General features: G+C 60.5%; 9 protein-coding genes. 5 read left to right on the forward strand and 4 right to left on the reverse strand.

The annotated features are described in order from the left end of the window. Positions 1 to 166 precede the first annotated feature (166 nt). Genes PSH57_RS08460 through rloA form a run of 3 tightly spaced genes read right to left on the reverse strand, consistent with a single transcriptional unit; the run spans position 167 to position 3,227 of the window. Positions 167 to 1,153 carry an alpha-L-glutamate ligase-like protein gene (locus PSH57_RS08460; protein ID WP_305388952.1) on the reverse strand — a complete coding sequence of 329 codons (987 nt, stop codon included), beginning with the start codon at positions 1,151 to 1,153 and terminating at the stop codon, positions 167 to 169. After that, positions 1,153 to 2,685, reverse strand: a complete 1,533-nt coding sequence (rloB, locus tag PSH57_RS08465) for an osmotic stress tolerance membrane protein RloB (RefSeq protein WP_305388953.1) — start codon at positions 2,683 to 2,685, stop codon at positions 1,153 to 1,155. The genes PSH57_RS08460 and rloB overlap by 1 nt, the downstream gene beginning before the upstream one ends. 5 nt (positions 2,686 to 2,690) lie before the next feature. Continuing rightward, positions 2,691 to 3,227: a retropepsin-like aspartic peptidase RloA gene (gene rloA / locus PSH57_RS08470; protein WP_092399897.1), complete on the reverse strand. Its 537-nt coding sequence runs from the start codon at positions 3,225 to 3,227 to the stop codon at positions 2,691 to 2,693. Positions 3,228 to 3,509: 282 nt separating this feature from the next. On the opposite strand from rloA, the gene PSH57_RS08475 reads away from it, so the two are divergent. From PSH57_RS08475 to prpF, 5 genes are all read left to right on the forward strand, one after another. Beyond that, entirely contained in the window at positions 3,510 to 4,223 is a 714-nt protein-coding gene (locus tag PSH57_RS08475) for a GntR family transcriptional regulator (protein ID WP_256233270.1), read from the forward strand. Then, positions 4,220 to 5,104 (forward strand): methylisocitrate lyase, encoded by an 885-nt coding sequence (gene prpB / locus PSH57_RS08480; RefSeq protein ID WP_047228278.1) that lies wholly within the window; start codon positions 4,220 to 4,222, stop codon positions 5,102 to 5,104. The genes PSH57_RS08475 and prpB overlap by 4 nt, the downstream gene beginning before the upstream one ends. Before the next feature lie 42 nt (positions 5,105 to 5,146). Further along, positions 5,147 to 6,274 carry a bifunctional 2-methylcitrate synthase/citrate synthase gene (prpC, locus tag PSH57_RS08485; RefSeq protein WP_305388957.1) on the forward strand — a complete coding sequence of 376 codons (1,128 nt, stop codon included), beginning with the start codon at positions 5,147 to 5,149 and terminating at the stop codon, positions 6,272 to 6,274. Positions 6,275 to 6,464: 190 nt separating this feature from the next. Beyond that, complete coding sequence (gene acnD, locus PSH57_RS08490) at positions 6,465 to 9,056, forward strand: Fe/S-dependent 2-methylisocitrate dehydratase AcnD (protein WP_305388959.1); 2,592 nt, start codon at positions 6,465 to 6,467, stop codon at positions 9,054 to 9,056. A gap of 46 nt (positions 9,057 to 9,102) precedes the next feature. Next, positions 9,103 to 10,296: a 2-methylaconitate cis-trans isomerase PrpF gene (gene prpF, locus PSH57_RS08495; RefSeq protein WP_305388961.1), complete on the forward strand. Its 1,194-nt coding sequence runs from the start codon at positions 9,103 to 9,105 to the stop codon at positions 10,294 to 10,296. A gap of 123 nt (positions 10,297 to 10,419) precedes the next feature. Here the strand turns inward: prpF and PSH57_RS08500 are convergent. Then, a protein-coding gene (locus tag PSH57_RS08500; RefSeq protein ID WP_305388963.1) for an IS3 family transposase occupies positions 10,420 to 11,972 on the reverse strand; the annotation gives its coding sequence in 2 pieces (ribosomal slippage) (positions 10,420 to 11,510 and positions 11,510 to 11,972; 1,554 coding nt in all). Positions 11,973 to 12,800: the final 828 nt, after the last annotated feature.

The following is a 12,800-nucleotide window of genomic DNA, read 5'->3' on the forward strand; positions in this document are numbered from 1 at the left end:
AACATCTGGCTGTGAACACCTTGTGGCGAGGGGATTTATCCCCGCTGGGTTGCGCAGCAACCCTAAAACTTACCACCTCGGTGTATCAGGCTGACTGCATCTGCCTGTTTGGGGCTGCTTCAACCCAGCGGGGATAAATCCCCTCGCCACAGGGGTGTTTCAGCCTTCAACCCTCAACCGGCGGAATATGCCCAAACAACTCCTGGGCAAACGCCACGCGTTCCTCGACGGTTTCAACCACGCCACGGGCCTTGAGTTCTTCCAGGCGCGCTTCCACGGCGTGGGTGCGCAGGGTCAGGCCGCAGTCGTTGGCGATCTGGATGTTCAGCCCCGGTCGGGCGTTGAGTTCCAGGATCAACGGACCTTTTTCCTGGTCCAGCACCATGTCCACGCCGATGTAGCCCAGCCCGCACAGTTCATAGCAACCGGCGGCCAGTTTCATGAAGCCATCCCAGTAGGGCAGTTGCACGCCGTCCACCGCGTTGGTGGTGTCAGGGTGTTTGGTGATGATGTTGTTCAGCCAGGTGCCGCGCAGGGTCAGGCCGGTGGCGAGATCTACGCCGACACCGATGGCGCCCTGGTGCAGGTTGGCCTTGCCGCCGGACTGGCGGGTCGGCAAGCGCAGCATGGCCATCACCGGGTAGCCCATCAGTACGATGATGCGAATGTCCGGCACTCCTTCATAACTGATGCTCTTGAAGATCTGGTCCGGCGTCACGCGATATTCGATCAGCGCCCGGTCACGGTGTCCACCCAGGGAATACAGGCCGGTGAGGATGCTGGACACATGGTGTTCGATTTCTTCATGGCTGATGATCTTGCCGGACACCGTGCGATAGCGGCCCTCAAAGCGGTCGGCAATGACGATGATGCCGTCGCCGCCGGCGCCCTGGGCCGGCTTGATCACGAAGTCGGTCCGCCCGTCGATGATCTCGTCGAGCTTTTCGATTTCCTTCTCGGTGGAGATCACCCCATACAGCTCCGGCACATGGATGCCGGCAATGATGGCCCGTTCCTTGGTGATGATTTTGTCATCGACGATCGGGTACAGGCTGCGCTTGTTGTATTTGAGCACATAGTCGGCGTTACGCCGGTTGATGCCCATGATGCCCCGGGCCTCCAGGGCCTTCCAGGTCTTCCACAGGCCGAACATTATGAGTCAGCCTTGACGAAGGCCTTGAACCGCACCAGCTCGGTCAGGCGGTAGCCGCGGTAGCGACCCATGGCCAGCATGAAACCTACCAGAATCAGCAGGATGGCCGGGAAGGTGAACACGAAGTAGATCAGTTCCGGCACGCTCATGATCAGGTGCGCCAGGGCGGCGGCGAACAGGGTGCCGATGGCCACCTTCATGGCGTGGCTGGCGCCGCGCTCTTCCCAGGTAATGGACAGGCGTTCGATGGTCATGGTCAGAATCACCATCGGGAACAGCGCTACCGACAGCCCGCGTTCCAGGCCCAGCTTGTGGCTGAACAGGCTGATGGCGGCGATCAGCACCACCACGAACGTCAGCACCACCGAAAGCCTTGGCAGCATTTGCAGCTTGAGATGTTCCAGGTAGGAGCGCAGTGACAGGCCCAGCGCCGTGATGACCGTGAACAGGATGATCCCGAAGCCCAGCTGGGTTTCGCGGAAGGCCAGGGCGATCAACACCGGTGTGAACGTGCCCAGGGTCTGCAGGCCGATCAGGTTGCGCAGCACCAGAATCACCAGCACGCCGATCGGGATCATCACCATGATCATGAACGTCTGCTGGGTTTGCAGCGGCAGGCCGTAGAGCGAGTATTCGAGGAAGTTGGCGTCGGTGTTTTCGTCCGTCAGCTTGGCCAGGCGAATGGCGTTCATTTCGCTGTTGTTCATGGTGAAGGTGACGTTGGCTTTCTTGCCGCCATCGACGGTGATCAGGCTTTCATCACCGGTCCACCACAGCAGGCGGTCGCTGGGCAGGCCCCGTTCACCGGTGTCCGGGTTGAAGTACAACCAGTCGGCGCCGTTGAAACTGCGCAGCCACAGTTCAGGCGACTGCGGTTGGTCGGCGACCAGGCGGATGGTGTGGACCTTCTCCACCGGCACGTGGGCGATGGACAGCACCAGCTCGACGACTCTCGCCTTGCTGGCCGTGGACGGATCGCCGGCCAGCAGCAACTTGACGTTGTCATCGTTGGGGTTGTTGACCCGTTTGATCGCTTCACTGATGAAGGTCTCGACGTCGGCCGAGTGCTGGCGGATCGGCGCGAGCAGGGCTTCGGCGGCCAGCTTCTCGGGGCCTTCGACGGCGATGCTGTCGCGGAAGGTCGGGCCCTTGATCTTGGATTTTTCCGAGGTATAGCGCTTGGTCAGCACCAGGCGGTAATACAGCGTCTGGTTGCCCTTGGCCCGGCGGGCCGACCATGTGACCTTGCGGTTACCGTCCACCCGGTTTACCGCCACACCGTAGTTATTGGAAATGAAACTCTCGTTGAGACTGACATAGTCCATGCTCAGTGGCGGCACGAACATCTGGATCTTCACCGGATCCTTGGCATTGGGGACGAACTCGACCTTGGCGTCGATGTTCCACAAGTCGTCGGTGGCGTCTTCGGTCACGGGGATGCCGAGCACGAAAATCTGATAGGCCGTCACCGACACGCCCAGCACCACCAAGATGGCGATCAGCATTTTCAAATGGAGGGTAAGAGAGCGCATTGGAATTACTCTGCGGTTTGAGCGGCATTGGCGCAGGCGGGTTTGCCGGCAGCGTATTTGAGACTGGGGTCGACCAGCGCGTCGAAGCGTTTGAGCGCTTCGGAGCCGATCAGTAGCGGGTATTGGAATGCGCTGCGGTCGGTGAGGTTCACTTCGATGCTGCGCAGGGCCGAGCCCATGCAGATGTCCAGTTCGATGACCGGCCGAGCCGTGTAGTTCTTGCCTTCTTCGGGGTCATAGTCCCCGGCGCGGCGTTTAATCTTGCTGACCCGGGCCAGCGGACGTTCGATAGGGTGCGAATGCGCCGCGTCGATGGCCAGGTAAAAGCGTACCCAGGATTCGCCATCGCGTTTGAAGCGCTTGATGTCCCGGGCGCTGAGCGAAGCGGTTTTGGCGCCGGTGTCCAACTTGGCGGCAACCTCCAGGTCGATGCCCTGCAGGGCGGCGTATTCATTGAGACCATACACGGTTTTTTCACCCGCCAAGGCAAGCCCCGGCAGGCACATGAAACAAAGAACAGCAGATAAGGGCTTGAGTGTCATAAATCCTGGTGCACAGTGTTCCGTTTGTCGGTTCAGGCCCTGGCATTACTGCACAAGCTCCCTGGATTGCCTTCTCTAATAGAAGGAGAGCGGCAAATTGCGGCGGCATTCTAGCACGGTGGTTTTCTGACGCCACCGCCGGCCGGATCCTACGACTCATCCGGGTGGACGGTTATGGTGGGAGCGACTCTTAGACGATTGTCGACAATGTTCAATTTTTCTTTGACGTAAGCGCGGCGATTGGTTAGTTTTTGCCTTGTAGATATCAAAGGTGTCGACAATATGCTCGATCAGCTCGAATCCCCGCCTCTGGTTCAGGACGATTCGGAAACCCTTTCCGAGAACGTCTTCCGGCGTATCCAGGCCGCAATCGTGCGAGGCGATATTGCCCCTGGCAGCAAGATTTCCGAGCCCGAACTGGCACGCACCTACGGCATCAGTCGTGGCCCGCTGCGCGAGGCGATCCATCGCCTGGAAGGCCAGCGCCTGCTGGTGCGGGTGCCTCACGTGGGCGCCAGGGTGGTGTCCCTGAGCCACGCCGAGTTGCTGGAACTCTACGAGATCCGCGAGTCCCTGGAAGGCATGGCCTGCCGTCTGGCGGCCGAGCGCATGACCCTGGAAGAAATCGATGAGCTGCGCCGGGTCCTGGAAACCCATGAGCGCGACGCGGCGTTCCAGGCCGGTGTCGGCTATTACCAGCAGGAAGGCGACTTCGACTTTCATTACCGGATCATTCAGGGCAGCGGCAACCGCACCTTGACGCAAATGCTCTGCGGCGAGCTGTATCAATTGGTGCGCATGTACCGCATCCAGTTTTCCACCACGCCCAACCGTCCGCGCCAGGCCTTTGCCGAGCACCACAGGATTCTTGATGCCATCGCCGACCGTGACGGTGAACTGGCTGAATTATTGATGCGCCGGCACATCGGCGCCTCCAAACGCAACATCGCGCGTCATTTCCAGGACAGCGCCGCCACTGAACGAGGTGAGTCATGAGCAACAGCACTCCAGGCCAGCGTTTTCGCGATGCGGTCGCCAACGAGCATCCGCTGCAAGTGGTGGGCACGATCAACGCCAACCACGCGCTGCTGGCCAAACGCGCCGGTTTCAAGGCGATCTACCTGTCGGGCGGCGGCGTGGCGGCCGGCTCCCTTGGCGTGCCGGACCTGGGCATCACTGGCCTGGATGACGTGCTGACCGATGTGCGCCGTATCACCGACGTCTGCGACCTGCCGTTGCTGGTGGACGTGGACACCGGGTTTGGCTCCTCGGCGTTCAATGTGGCACGCACGGTCAAGTCGATGATCAAGTTCGGCGCGGCGGCCATTCATATTGAAGATCAGGTTGGCGCCAAGCGCTGCGGCCACCGTCCGAACAAAGAGATCGTCTCGCAACAGGAAATGGTCGACCGCATCAAAGCCGCCGTCGACGCGCGCACCGATGACAGCTTCGTGATCATGGCCCGTACCGATGCCCTGGCCGTGGAAGGCTTGGAATCGGCCCTGGACCGCGCCGCCGCGTGCATCGAGGCCGGTGCCGACATGATCTTCCCGGAAGCTATTACCGAACTTGAGATGTACAAGCTGTTCGCCAGCCGGGTGAAAGCGCCGATCCTGGCCAACATCACTGAATTCGGCGCGACCCCGCTGTACACCACCGAACAACTGGCGGGCGCTGACGTATCCCTGGTGCTGTACCCGCTGTCGGCCTTCCGCGCCATGAACAAAGCGGCCGAGAACGTCTACACCGCGATCCGCCGCGACGGTACGCAACAGAACGTCATCGACACCATGCAGACTCGCATGGAGCTTTACGATCGCATCGACTACCACACCTTCGAGCAAAAGCTCGATGCGTTGTTCGCGGCAAAAAAATGAACAGAGCGCAGCCTCTACAAATCTAAAAAATGGAGACAGCAAATGGCCGAAGCAAAAGTACTCAGTGGCGCCGGGCTCCGTGGCCAGGTGGCCGGGCAAACTGCATTGTCCACCGTAGGCCAGTCAGGTGCCGGCCTGACCTATCGCGGCTACGACGTTCGCGAGCTGGCGGCTGACGCGCAATTTGAAGAAGTGGCTTACCTGCTGTTGTACGGCGAGCTGCCGACCCGGGCGCAACTGGACGCCTACACAGGCAAACTGAGCCATTTGCGGGACCTGCCTCAGGCCTTGAAAGAGGTGCTGGAGCGCATTCCCGCCGACGCCCATCCGATGGACGTGATGCGCACCGGCTGCTCGTTCCTGGGCAACCTGGAACCGGAGCAGAATTTCTCCGAACAGCACGACAAGACCGACCGCCTGTTGGCCGCGTTCCCGGCGATCATGTGCTACTGGTATCGCTTTAGCCACGAAGGCCAGCGCATCGAGTGTGTGACTGACGAAATCTCCATCGGCGGCCATTTCCTGCACCTGCTGCATGGCAAGAAGCCGAGCGAGCTGCACGTCAAGGTGATGAACGTCTCGCTGATTCTGTATGCCGAGCACGAGTTCAACGCCTCGACCTTCACGGCGCGGGTGTGTGCCTCGACCCTCTCTGACCTGTTTTCCTGCATCACTGCCGCCATTGGTTCGCTGCGCGGCCCGTTGCATGGCGGGGCCAACGAAGCGGCGATGGAAATGATTGAGCGCTTCAAGTCGCCGGAGGAGGCGATCAAGGGCACTTTGGGGATGCTCGAGCGCAAGGACAAGATCATGGGCTTCGGCCACGCGATCTATAAGGACAACGACCCGCGCAACGAGGTGATCAAGGGTTGGTCGAAAAAACTTGCCGACGAGGTGGGTGACACGGTGCTGTTCCCGGTTTCCGAGGCCATCGACAAGACCATGTGGGAACAGAAAAAACTGTTTCCCAACGCCGATTTCTACCATGCCTCGGCGTATCACTTCATGGGCATCCCGACCAAGCTGTTCACACCGATCTTCGTTTGCTCGCGCCTGACCGGCTGGGCCGCCCATGTCTACGAACAACGTGCCAACAACCGCATCATCCGACCGAGCGCCGAATACACCGGCGTCGAACAGCGCAAGTTCGTGCCAATCGAACAACGCTGAACTGGAGGGGCTGCAATTGAAGGAACAAAACCCCTTGTGGGAGCGGGCTTGCTCGCGAATGCGAACTGACATCCAACATTGATGCCGACTGATACACCGCCTTCGCGAGCAAGCCCGCTCCCACAGTGGACCGAGTTCACTTCAGTAGCTCCAGCCCCTTCCTGAAACCACCGTGACCCGAGTGCTGACGATGAACACAGAATTTCGCAAACCGCTGCCCGGCACTTCGCTGGATTATTTCGACGTTCGCGGGGCCGTGGATGCCATCCGGCCTGGCGCTTACGACGGCCTGCCGTATACCTCCAGGGTGCTGGCGGAAAACCTGGTGCGTCGCTGCGACCCGGCGACCCTGAGCGAGTCGCTGCTGCAACTGATCGAGCGCAAGCGCGATCTGGACTTCCCGTGGTTTCCGGCCCGGGTGGTGTGCCATGACATCCTCGGCCAGACCGCCCTGGTGGATCTGGCCGGCCTGCGCGACGCCATCGCCCTGCAGGGGGGCGATCCGGCGCAGGTCAATCCGGTGGTGCCGACCCAACTGATCGTCGACCACTCGCTGGCCGTGGAAAGCGGCGGGTCCGATCCCCAGGCGTTCGCCAAGAACCGCGCCATTGAAGACCGGCGCAACGAAGACCGCTTCCACTTCATCAACTGGACCAAGAAAGCCTTCAAGAACGTCGACGTGATCCCGCCGGGCAACGGGATCATGCACCAGATCAACCTGGAAAAAATGTCACCGGTGATCCAGCAGCGTGACGGCGTGGCGTTTCCCGATACCTGCGTGGGCACTGACAGCCACACCCCCCACGTCGATGCCTTGGGCGTGATCGCCATCGGCGTCGGCGGCCTGGAAGCCGAAAGCGTGATGCTGGGGCGTGCCTCGTGGATGCGCCTGCCGGAAATCATTGGCGTGGAGCTGACCGGCAAGCTGCAACCGGGCATCACCGCCACCGACATGGTGCTGGCGCTGACCGAATTCCTGCGCAAGCAAAAAGTCGTCGGTGCCTGGCTGGAATTTTTCGGTGAAGGCGCCAGTGCCCTGACCTTGGGCGACCGCGCGACCATTTCCAACATGGCCCCGGAATACGGCGCCACGGCGGCGATGTTCCATATCGATCAACAGACAATCGATTACCTGAAGCTCACCGGCCGCGAAGACACCCAGGTGCAGTTGGTGGAAACCTATGCCAAGCATGTGGGCTTATGGGCCGATAGCCTCAAAGGCGCGCAGTACGAGCGAGGGCTGACCTTCGACCTGTCGTCGGTGGTACGCAACATGGCCGGCCCGAGCAATCCTCACGCCCGCGTCGCGGTATCGGATCTGGCCGCCAAAGGCATCTCCGGCCAGTGGGACGATGTGCCCGGGCAAATGCCCGACGGCGCGGTGATCATCGCCGCGATCACCAGTTGCACCAACACCAGCAACCCGCGCAACGTGATCGCCGCCGGCCTGCTGGCGCGCAACGCCAACCGCCTGGGCCTGACCCGCAAGCCGTGGGTCAAGTCGTCCCTGGCGCCGGGCTCGAAAACTGTGGCGCTGTACCTGGATGAAGCCGGTCTGACCAAAGAGCTGGAGCAGTTGGGGTTTGGTGTCGTGGCCTTCGCTTGCACCACCTGCAATGGCATGTCCGGTGCGCTGGATCCACTGATCCAGCAGGAAATCATCGACCGCGACCTGTACGCCACAGCCGTGTTGTCGGGCAACCGCAACTTCGACGGGCGCATCCACCCGTATGCCAAGCAGGCGTTCCTTGCATCGCCGCCGCTGGTGGTGGCCTATGCCATCGCCGGGACCATCCGTTTCGACATCGAGAAGGACGTGCTCGGCGTGGTGGATGGGCAGGAAGTCCGCCTCAAGGACATCTGGCCGAGCGACGAGGAGATCGACGCGGTGGTCAAGGCTTCGGTGAAGCCGGAGCAGTTCCGTCAGGTGTACATCCCGATGTTCGCCATCCAGGAGGACACCGGGCCAAAAGTGACGCCGCTGTATGACTGGCGCCCGCAAAGCACCTACATCCGCCGTCCGCCGTATTGGGAAGGGGCGCTGGCCGGTGCGCGGCCGCTCAAGGGCATGCGTCCGCTGGCGGTGCTGCCGGACAACATCACCACCGATCACCTGTCGCCGTCCAACGCCATCATGCTTGACAGCGCCGCTGGCGAATACCTGGCGAAAATGGGCCTGCCGGAAGAAGACTTCAACTCATACGCAACCCATCGGGGCGACCATCTGACCGCCCAGCGTGCGACCTTCGCCAACCCGAAGCTGTTCAACGAGATGGTCCAGGAAAACGGCAAGGTCAAGCAAGGTTCTCTGGCCCGTGTCGAGCCGGAAGGCAAGGTCATGCGCATGTGGGAAGCCATCGAAACCTACATGGAGCGCAAGCAGCCGCTGATCATCATCGCCGGTGCCGACTACGGCCAGGGCTCTTCCCGCGACTGGGCGGCCAAGGGCGTGCGCCTGGCCGGTGTCGAGGCGATTGCCGCCGAAGGCTTCGAGCGTATCCACCGCACCAATCTGGTAGGGATGGGGGTGTTGCCGCTGGAGTTCCAGCCGGGCACCGACCGCAAGACCCTGGGCATCGACGGCAGCGAGATCTATGACGTAATCGGCGAGCGCACCCCGCGTGCGACGCTGACCCTGGTCATCACCCGTAAGAACGGTGAACGCGTTGAAGTGCCGGTGACTTGCCGCCTCGATACCGCCGAAGAAGTGTCGATCTACGAAGCCGGCGGTGTGCTGCAACGCTTTGCCCAGGACTTCCTCGAATCGGCGGTTGCCGTTTAAATCACTGCTGCGGACACCGGCTGGTGTCCGCTTAAGGAAGAGCATCATGGCTCACGCACCTCAAATCAGAATCCCGGCCACTTATATGCGTGGTGGCACCAGCAAAGGCGTGTTTTTCAGTCTGCAAGACCTGCCGGAAGCGGCTCGCGTCCCCGGTCCGGCCCGGGATGCGTTGTTGCTGCGGGTGATCGGCAGCCCGGATCCGTACGAGAAGCAGATCGACGGCATGGGCGGTGCGACGTCCAGCACCAGCAAGACCGTGATCCTGTCCAAGAGCACTCGGGCGGACCACGACGTCGATTACCTGTTCGGTCAGGTGTCCATCGACAAGCCGTTCGTGGACTGGAGCGGCAATTGCGGCAACTTGTCGGCGGCGGTGGGTTCGTTTGCCATCGGCGGCGGTCTGGTGGACGCCGCTCGTATCCCGCAAAACGGCGTGGCGGTGGTGCGGATCTGGCAGGCCAACATCGGCAAGACCATCATCGCCCATGTGCCGATCACCGACGGTGCGGTGCAGGAAACCGGTGACTTCGAACTCGACGGCGTGACCTTTGCGGCGGCTGAAGTGCAACTGGAATTCATGGACCCGGCGGCCGAGGAGGAGGGCGGTGGCGGCTCTATGTTTCCCACCGGTAACCTGGTGGATGATCTGCAAGTGCCTGGAGTCGGTACGCTCAAGGCGACCCTGATCAACGCCGGGATCCCGACGATTTTCATCAATGCCCGGGACGTTGGCTATACCGGGACCGAATTGCAGGGTGCTATCAACGGCGATCCGAAGGCTCTGGCGATGTTCGAAACCATCCGCGCCCATGGCGCCTTGCGCATGGGCCTGATTCAGCATCTGGACGAAGCCGCCCAGCGCCAGCACACGCCGAAAGTGGCGTTTGTCGCACCGCCGGCGGACTACATCTCCTCCAGCGGTAAGGCCGTGACGGCGCAGGACGTCGACTTGCTGGTGCGGGCGCTGTCCATGGGCAAACTGCACCACGCCATGATGGGCACCGCGGCAGTCGCCATCGGCACAGCGGCGGCGATCAGCGGCACGCTGGTGAACCTGGCGGCTGGCGGGATCGACCGCAACGCTGTGCGCTTCGGCCATCCCTCCGGCACCTTGCGCGTCGGCGCCGAGGCCAGCCAGGTCAATGGCGAATGGACCGTGAAAAAGGCGATCATGAGCCGCAGCGCGCGGGTGTTGATGGAAGGGTTTGTGCGGGTGCCGGGGGATCTCCTGAGCTGACACTTGACCCAGGCAAACCCGTGGTGAACGCGGAGTCTGCGAGCATCCGCGATCAAAACTGTGGGAGCGAGCCTGCTCGCGATAGCGGCGTTTTTCAAGGTAGTTGTCGCGTACACCGTTTTGTTATGCCACTTTTGCAGTCACAGTAAGCTCTCTTTCAGGGTTCAGATACACCGTCCCTACTGGCCTCCAATTGCGTGTTTCTCCTGACCACCGTCCAGGATTTTTCGCTCTAGCTAATCTGTAAACAGTGTCGCGGCGGGCGAGGACTTCATTGTCCTTACCTTCATGACGCTGGGCCGGGGTGACGAAGCGGATTCTGCTATGGCGATGCACGGTGTTGTACCAGACCATAAAGTCCCGCACCCAGACACGTGCATCATCCAGACTGTCAAACCCGCCCAAGGGCCACTGCGGACAGTATTTCAATGTTCTGAACAACGACTCGGAATAAGGGTTGTCGTTGCTGACGCGAGGTCGCCCTCGCGAAGGCGTAATGCCCAAATCGTACATCTTGGACAGCAGGGTCACCGACTTCATGGGCGCGCCATTATCCGAGTGGAGCACCAACGGCTGCTGCCAACATTTTTCCTGAGTCACACTTCGCTGCAGTAATACCGCCGCTTTTTCTCCGCTTTCTGCTTCGTAGACTTCCCAGCCCACGGCTTTGCGGCTGTAGATGTCCTCGATCAAGTAGAGATAGTAAAACTGCCCACGAATCGGCGTGGGCAGATAGGTAATATCCCAGGACCACACCTGATTGGCCGACGTCGCGGCATACGTCGTCGGTGCAGCATGATGCTGTGGTCTCTTGGCTCGCGACCGATGTTGCTGTTGGTCCGCAGCCTTGAGCACCCGATAAAACGTGGCTTCCGAAGCGAGATAGCGCCCTTCATCTGCCAATTGCGGAACGATCTGACTCGGCGGCAGATGAGCATAGGCTTTGCTGTTGCACAGCATCAGGATGCTTTGGCGCTCCAACTCACTGAGCGCATTACAGGGTATTGGCCTGACCGTTGTCGTACGGCCATCGGCGAGGATTTCGGACGGTAAGCTCCAGCGTTGCAGCGTCCTGAGCGAAATACCAACTTCCTGACAAGCAGGCGCCCTACGGGCGCCCGCCGTGATGGCTTCGTTGAGCCAGCCCACGAGTAAATACCGTTCTGGCAACAAGGTCAGTTGTCCCCGTCGTCGCTCCCCCAGTAGGCATTGAGCTTTTTTCGCAGCACCAGCAGGGCTGCGGTTTCAGCGAGAGCGGCATCTTTGCGGCGCAGTTCACGCTCCAGTTGTTGAATGCGTTTCTTGTCTTCGCGCACTTGCGCGGCATCAACTTTTTTAGCTGTAGGCTGATTGGCGCTGTTGGTGATAAACGCGTTGCGCCAAGCGGCAATCTGCTCAGGGAAAATGCCCATGCGGCGGCAATATTCACCCAGTTCCAGTTCCGACAGTGCTGATGTTTCGATGATCGCTGTCAGTTTTGACTCAGCTGACCAGTTCTCTATCGGTTGCTTTTTTTCGGACAATTGAGAGCCTCGGGCAGCAGCCTGTTTGCGCCATTGATAGAGAGAAAAATCGCTACAACCCTCGCGGCGCGCGACCTCTTTTGCGGAGAGGCTAAGGGGCGGAAGCATCATTTTCAGTAGTGCGGCTTTACGTTCAGGTGAATAGAAAGGCATGACCATACTCTTGCCGCCCCCGAAATGCTTTTAGGAATCTGGAGAGGCGACAACTAGCCTGACACCGGGGGATAGCGGTGGTACAGCCAGCAAAGATATTGGATGTGCCGGCCTCATCGCGAGCAGGCTCGCTCCCACAGTGGATTTGTGGTGAACACAGAATCTGCGAGCATCCGCGATTAAACCTGTGGGAGCCGAGCCTGCTCGCGATGAAGCCGGCACAGTCAGCATTGATGTCGCCTGATCCACCGCAATCGCGAGCAAGCCCGCTCCCACAATTTATCTGTGATGGACTTGAGTTCTGGGTCCGCTGCAAATCCCTTGTGGGAGCGAGCCTGCTCGCGATGAGGCCGGCGCAGTCAGCATTGATGTCGCCTGATCCACCGCAATCGCGAGCAAGCCCGCTCCCACAAATTCATCTGTGATGGATTTGAGTTCTGGGTCCGATGCAAACCCCTTGTGGGAGCGAGCCTGCTCGCGATGAGGCTGGCACAGTCAGCATTGATGTTGCCTGATCCACCGCTTTCGCGAGCAAGCCCGCTCCCACAAATTAATCTGTGATGGATTTGAGTTCTGGGTCCGCTGCAAATCCCTTGTGGGAGCGAGCCTGCTCGCGATGAAGTCGGCACAGTCAGCATTGATGTCGCCTGATCCACCGCAATCGCGAGCAAGCCCACTCCCACAATTCATCTGTGATGGACTTGAGTTCTGGGTCCGCTGCAAATTTTTTGTGGGAGCGAGCCTGCTCGCGATGAGGCCGGCACATCCAACATCTTTGCTGGCTGTACCACCGCTATCGCGAGCAAGCTGCTCCCACAGTGGATCGCA

The sequence above is a fragment of the Pseudomonas hefeiensis genome (genome assembly GCF_030687835.1).
Classification (GTDB): Bacteria; Pseudomonadota; Gammaproteobacteria; order Pseudomonadales; family Pseudomonadaceae; genus Aquipseudomonas; species Aquipseudomonas hefeiensis.

Coding starts and splice junctions, on each gene's coding strand:
- rloA (WP_092399897.1), bottom strand. CDS start 3,227: ATGACACTCAAGCCCTTATCTGCTGTTCTTTGTTTCATGTGCCTGCCG.
- prpB (WP_047228278.1), top strand. CDS start 4,220: ATGAGCAACAGCACTCCAGGCCAGCGTTTTCGCGATGCGGTCGCCAAC.
- rloB (WP_305388953.1), bottom strand. CDS start 2,685: ATGCGCTCTCTTACCCTCCATTTGAAAATGCTGATCGCCATCTTGGTG.
- acnD (WP_305388959.1), top strand. CDS start 6,465: ATGAACACAGAATTTCGCAAACCGCTGCCCGGCACTTCGCTGGATTAT.
- PSH57_RS08460 (WP_305388952.1), bottom strand. CDS start 1,153: ATGTTCGGCCTGTGGAAGACCTGGAAGGCCCTGGAGGCCCGGGGCATC.
- PSH57_RS08475 (WP_256233270.1), top strand. CDS start 3,510: ATGCTCGATCAGCTCGAATCCCCGCCTCTGGTTCAGGACGATTCGGAA.
- prpF (WP_305388961.1), top strand. CDS start 9,103: ATGGCTCACGCACCTCAAATCAGAATCCCGGCCACTTATATGCGTGGT.
- prpC (WP_305388957.1), top strand. CDS start 5,147: ATGGCCGAAGCAAAAGTACTCAGTGGCGCCGGGCTCCGTGGCCAGGTG.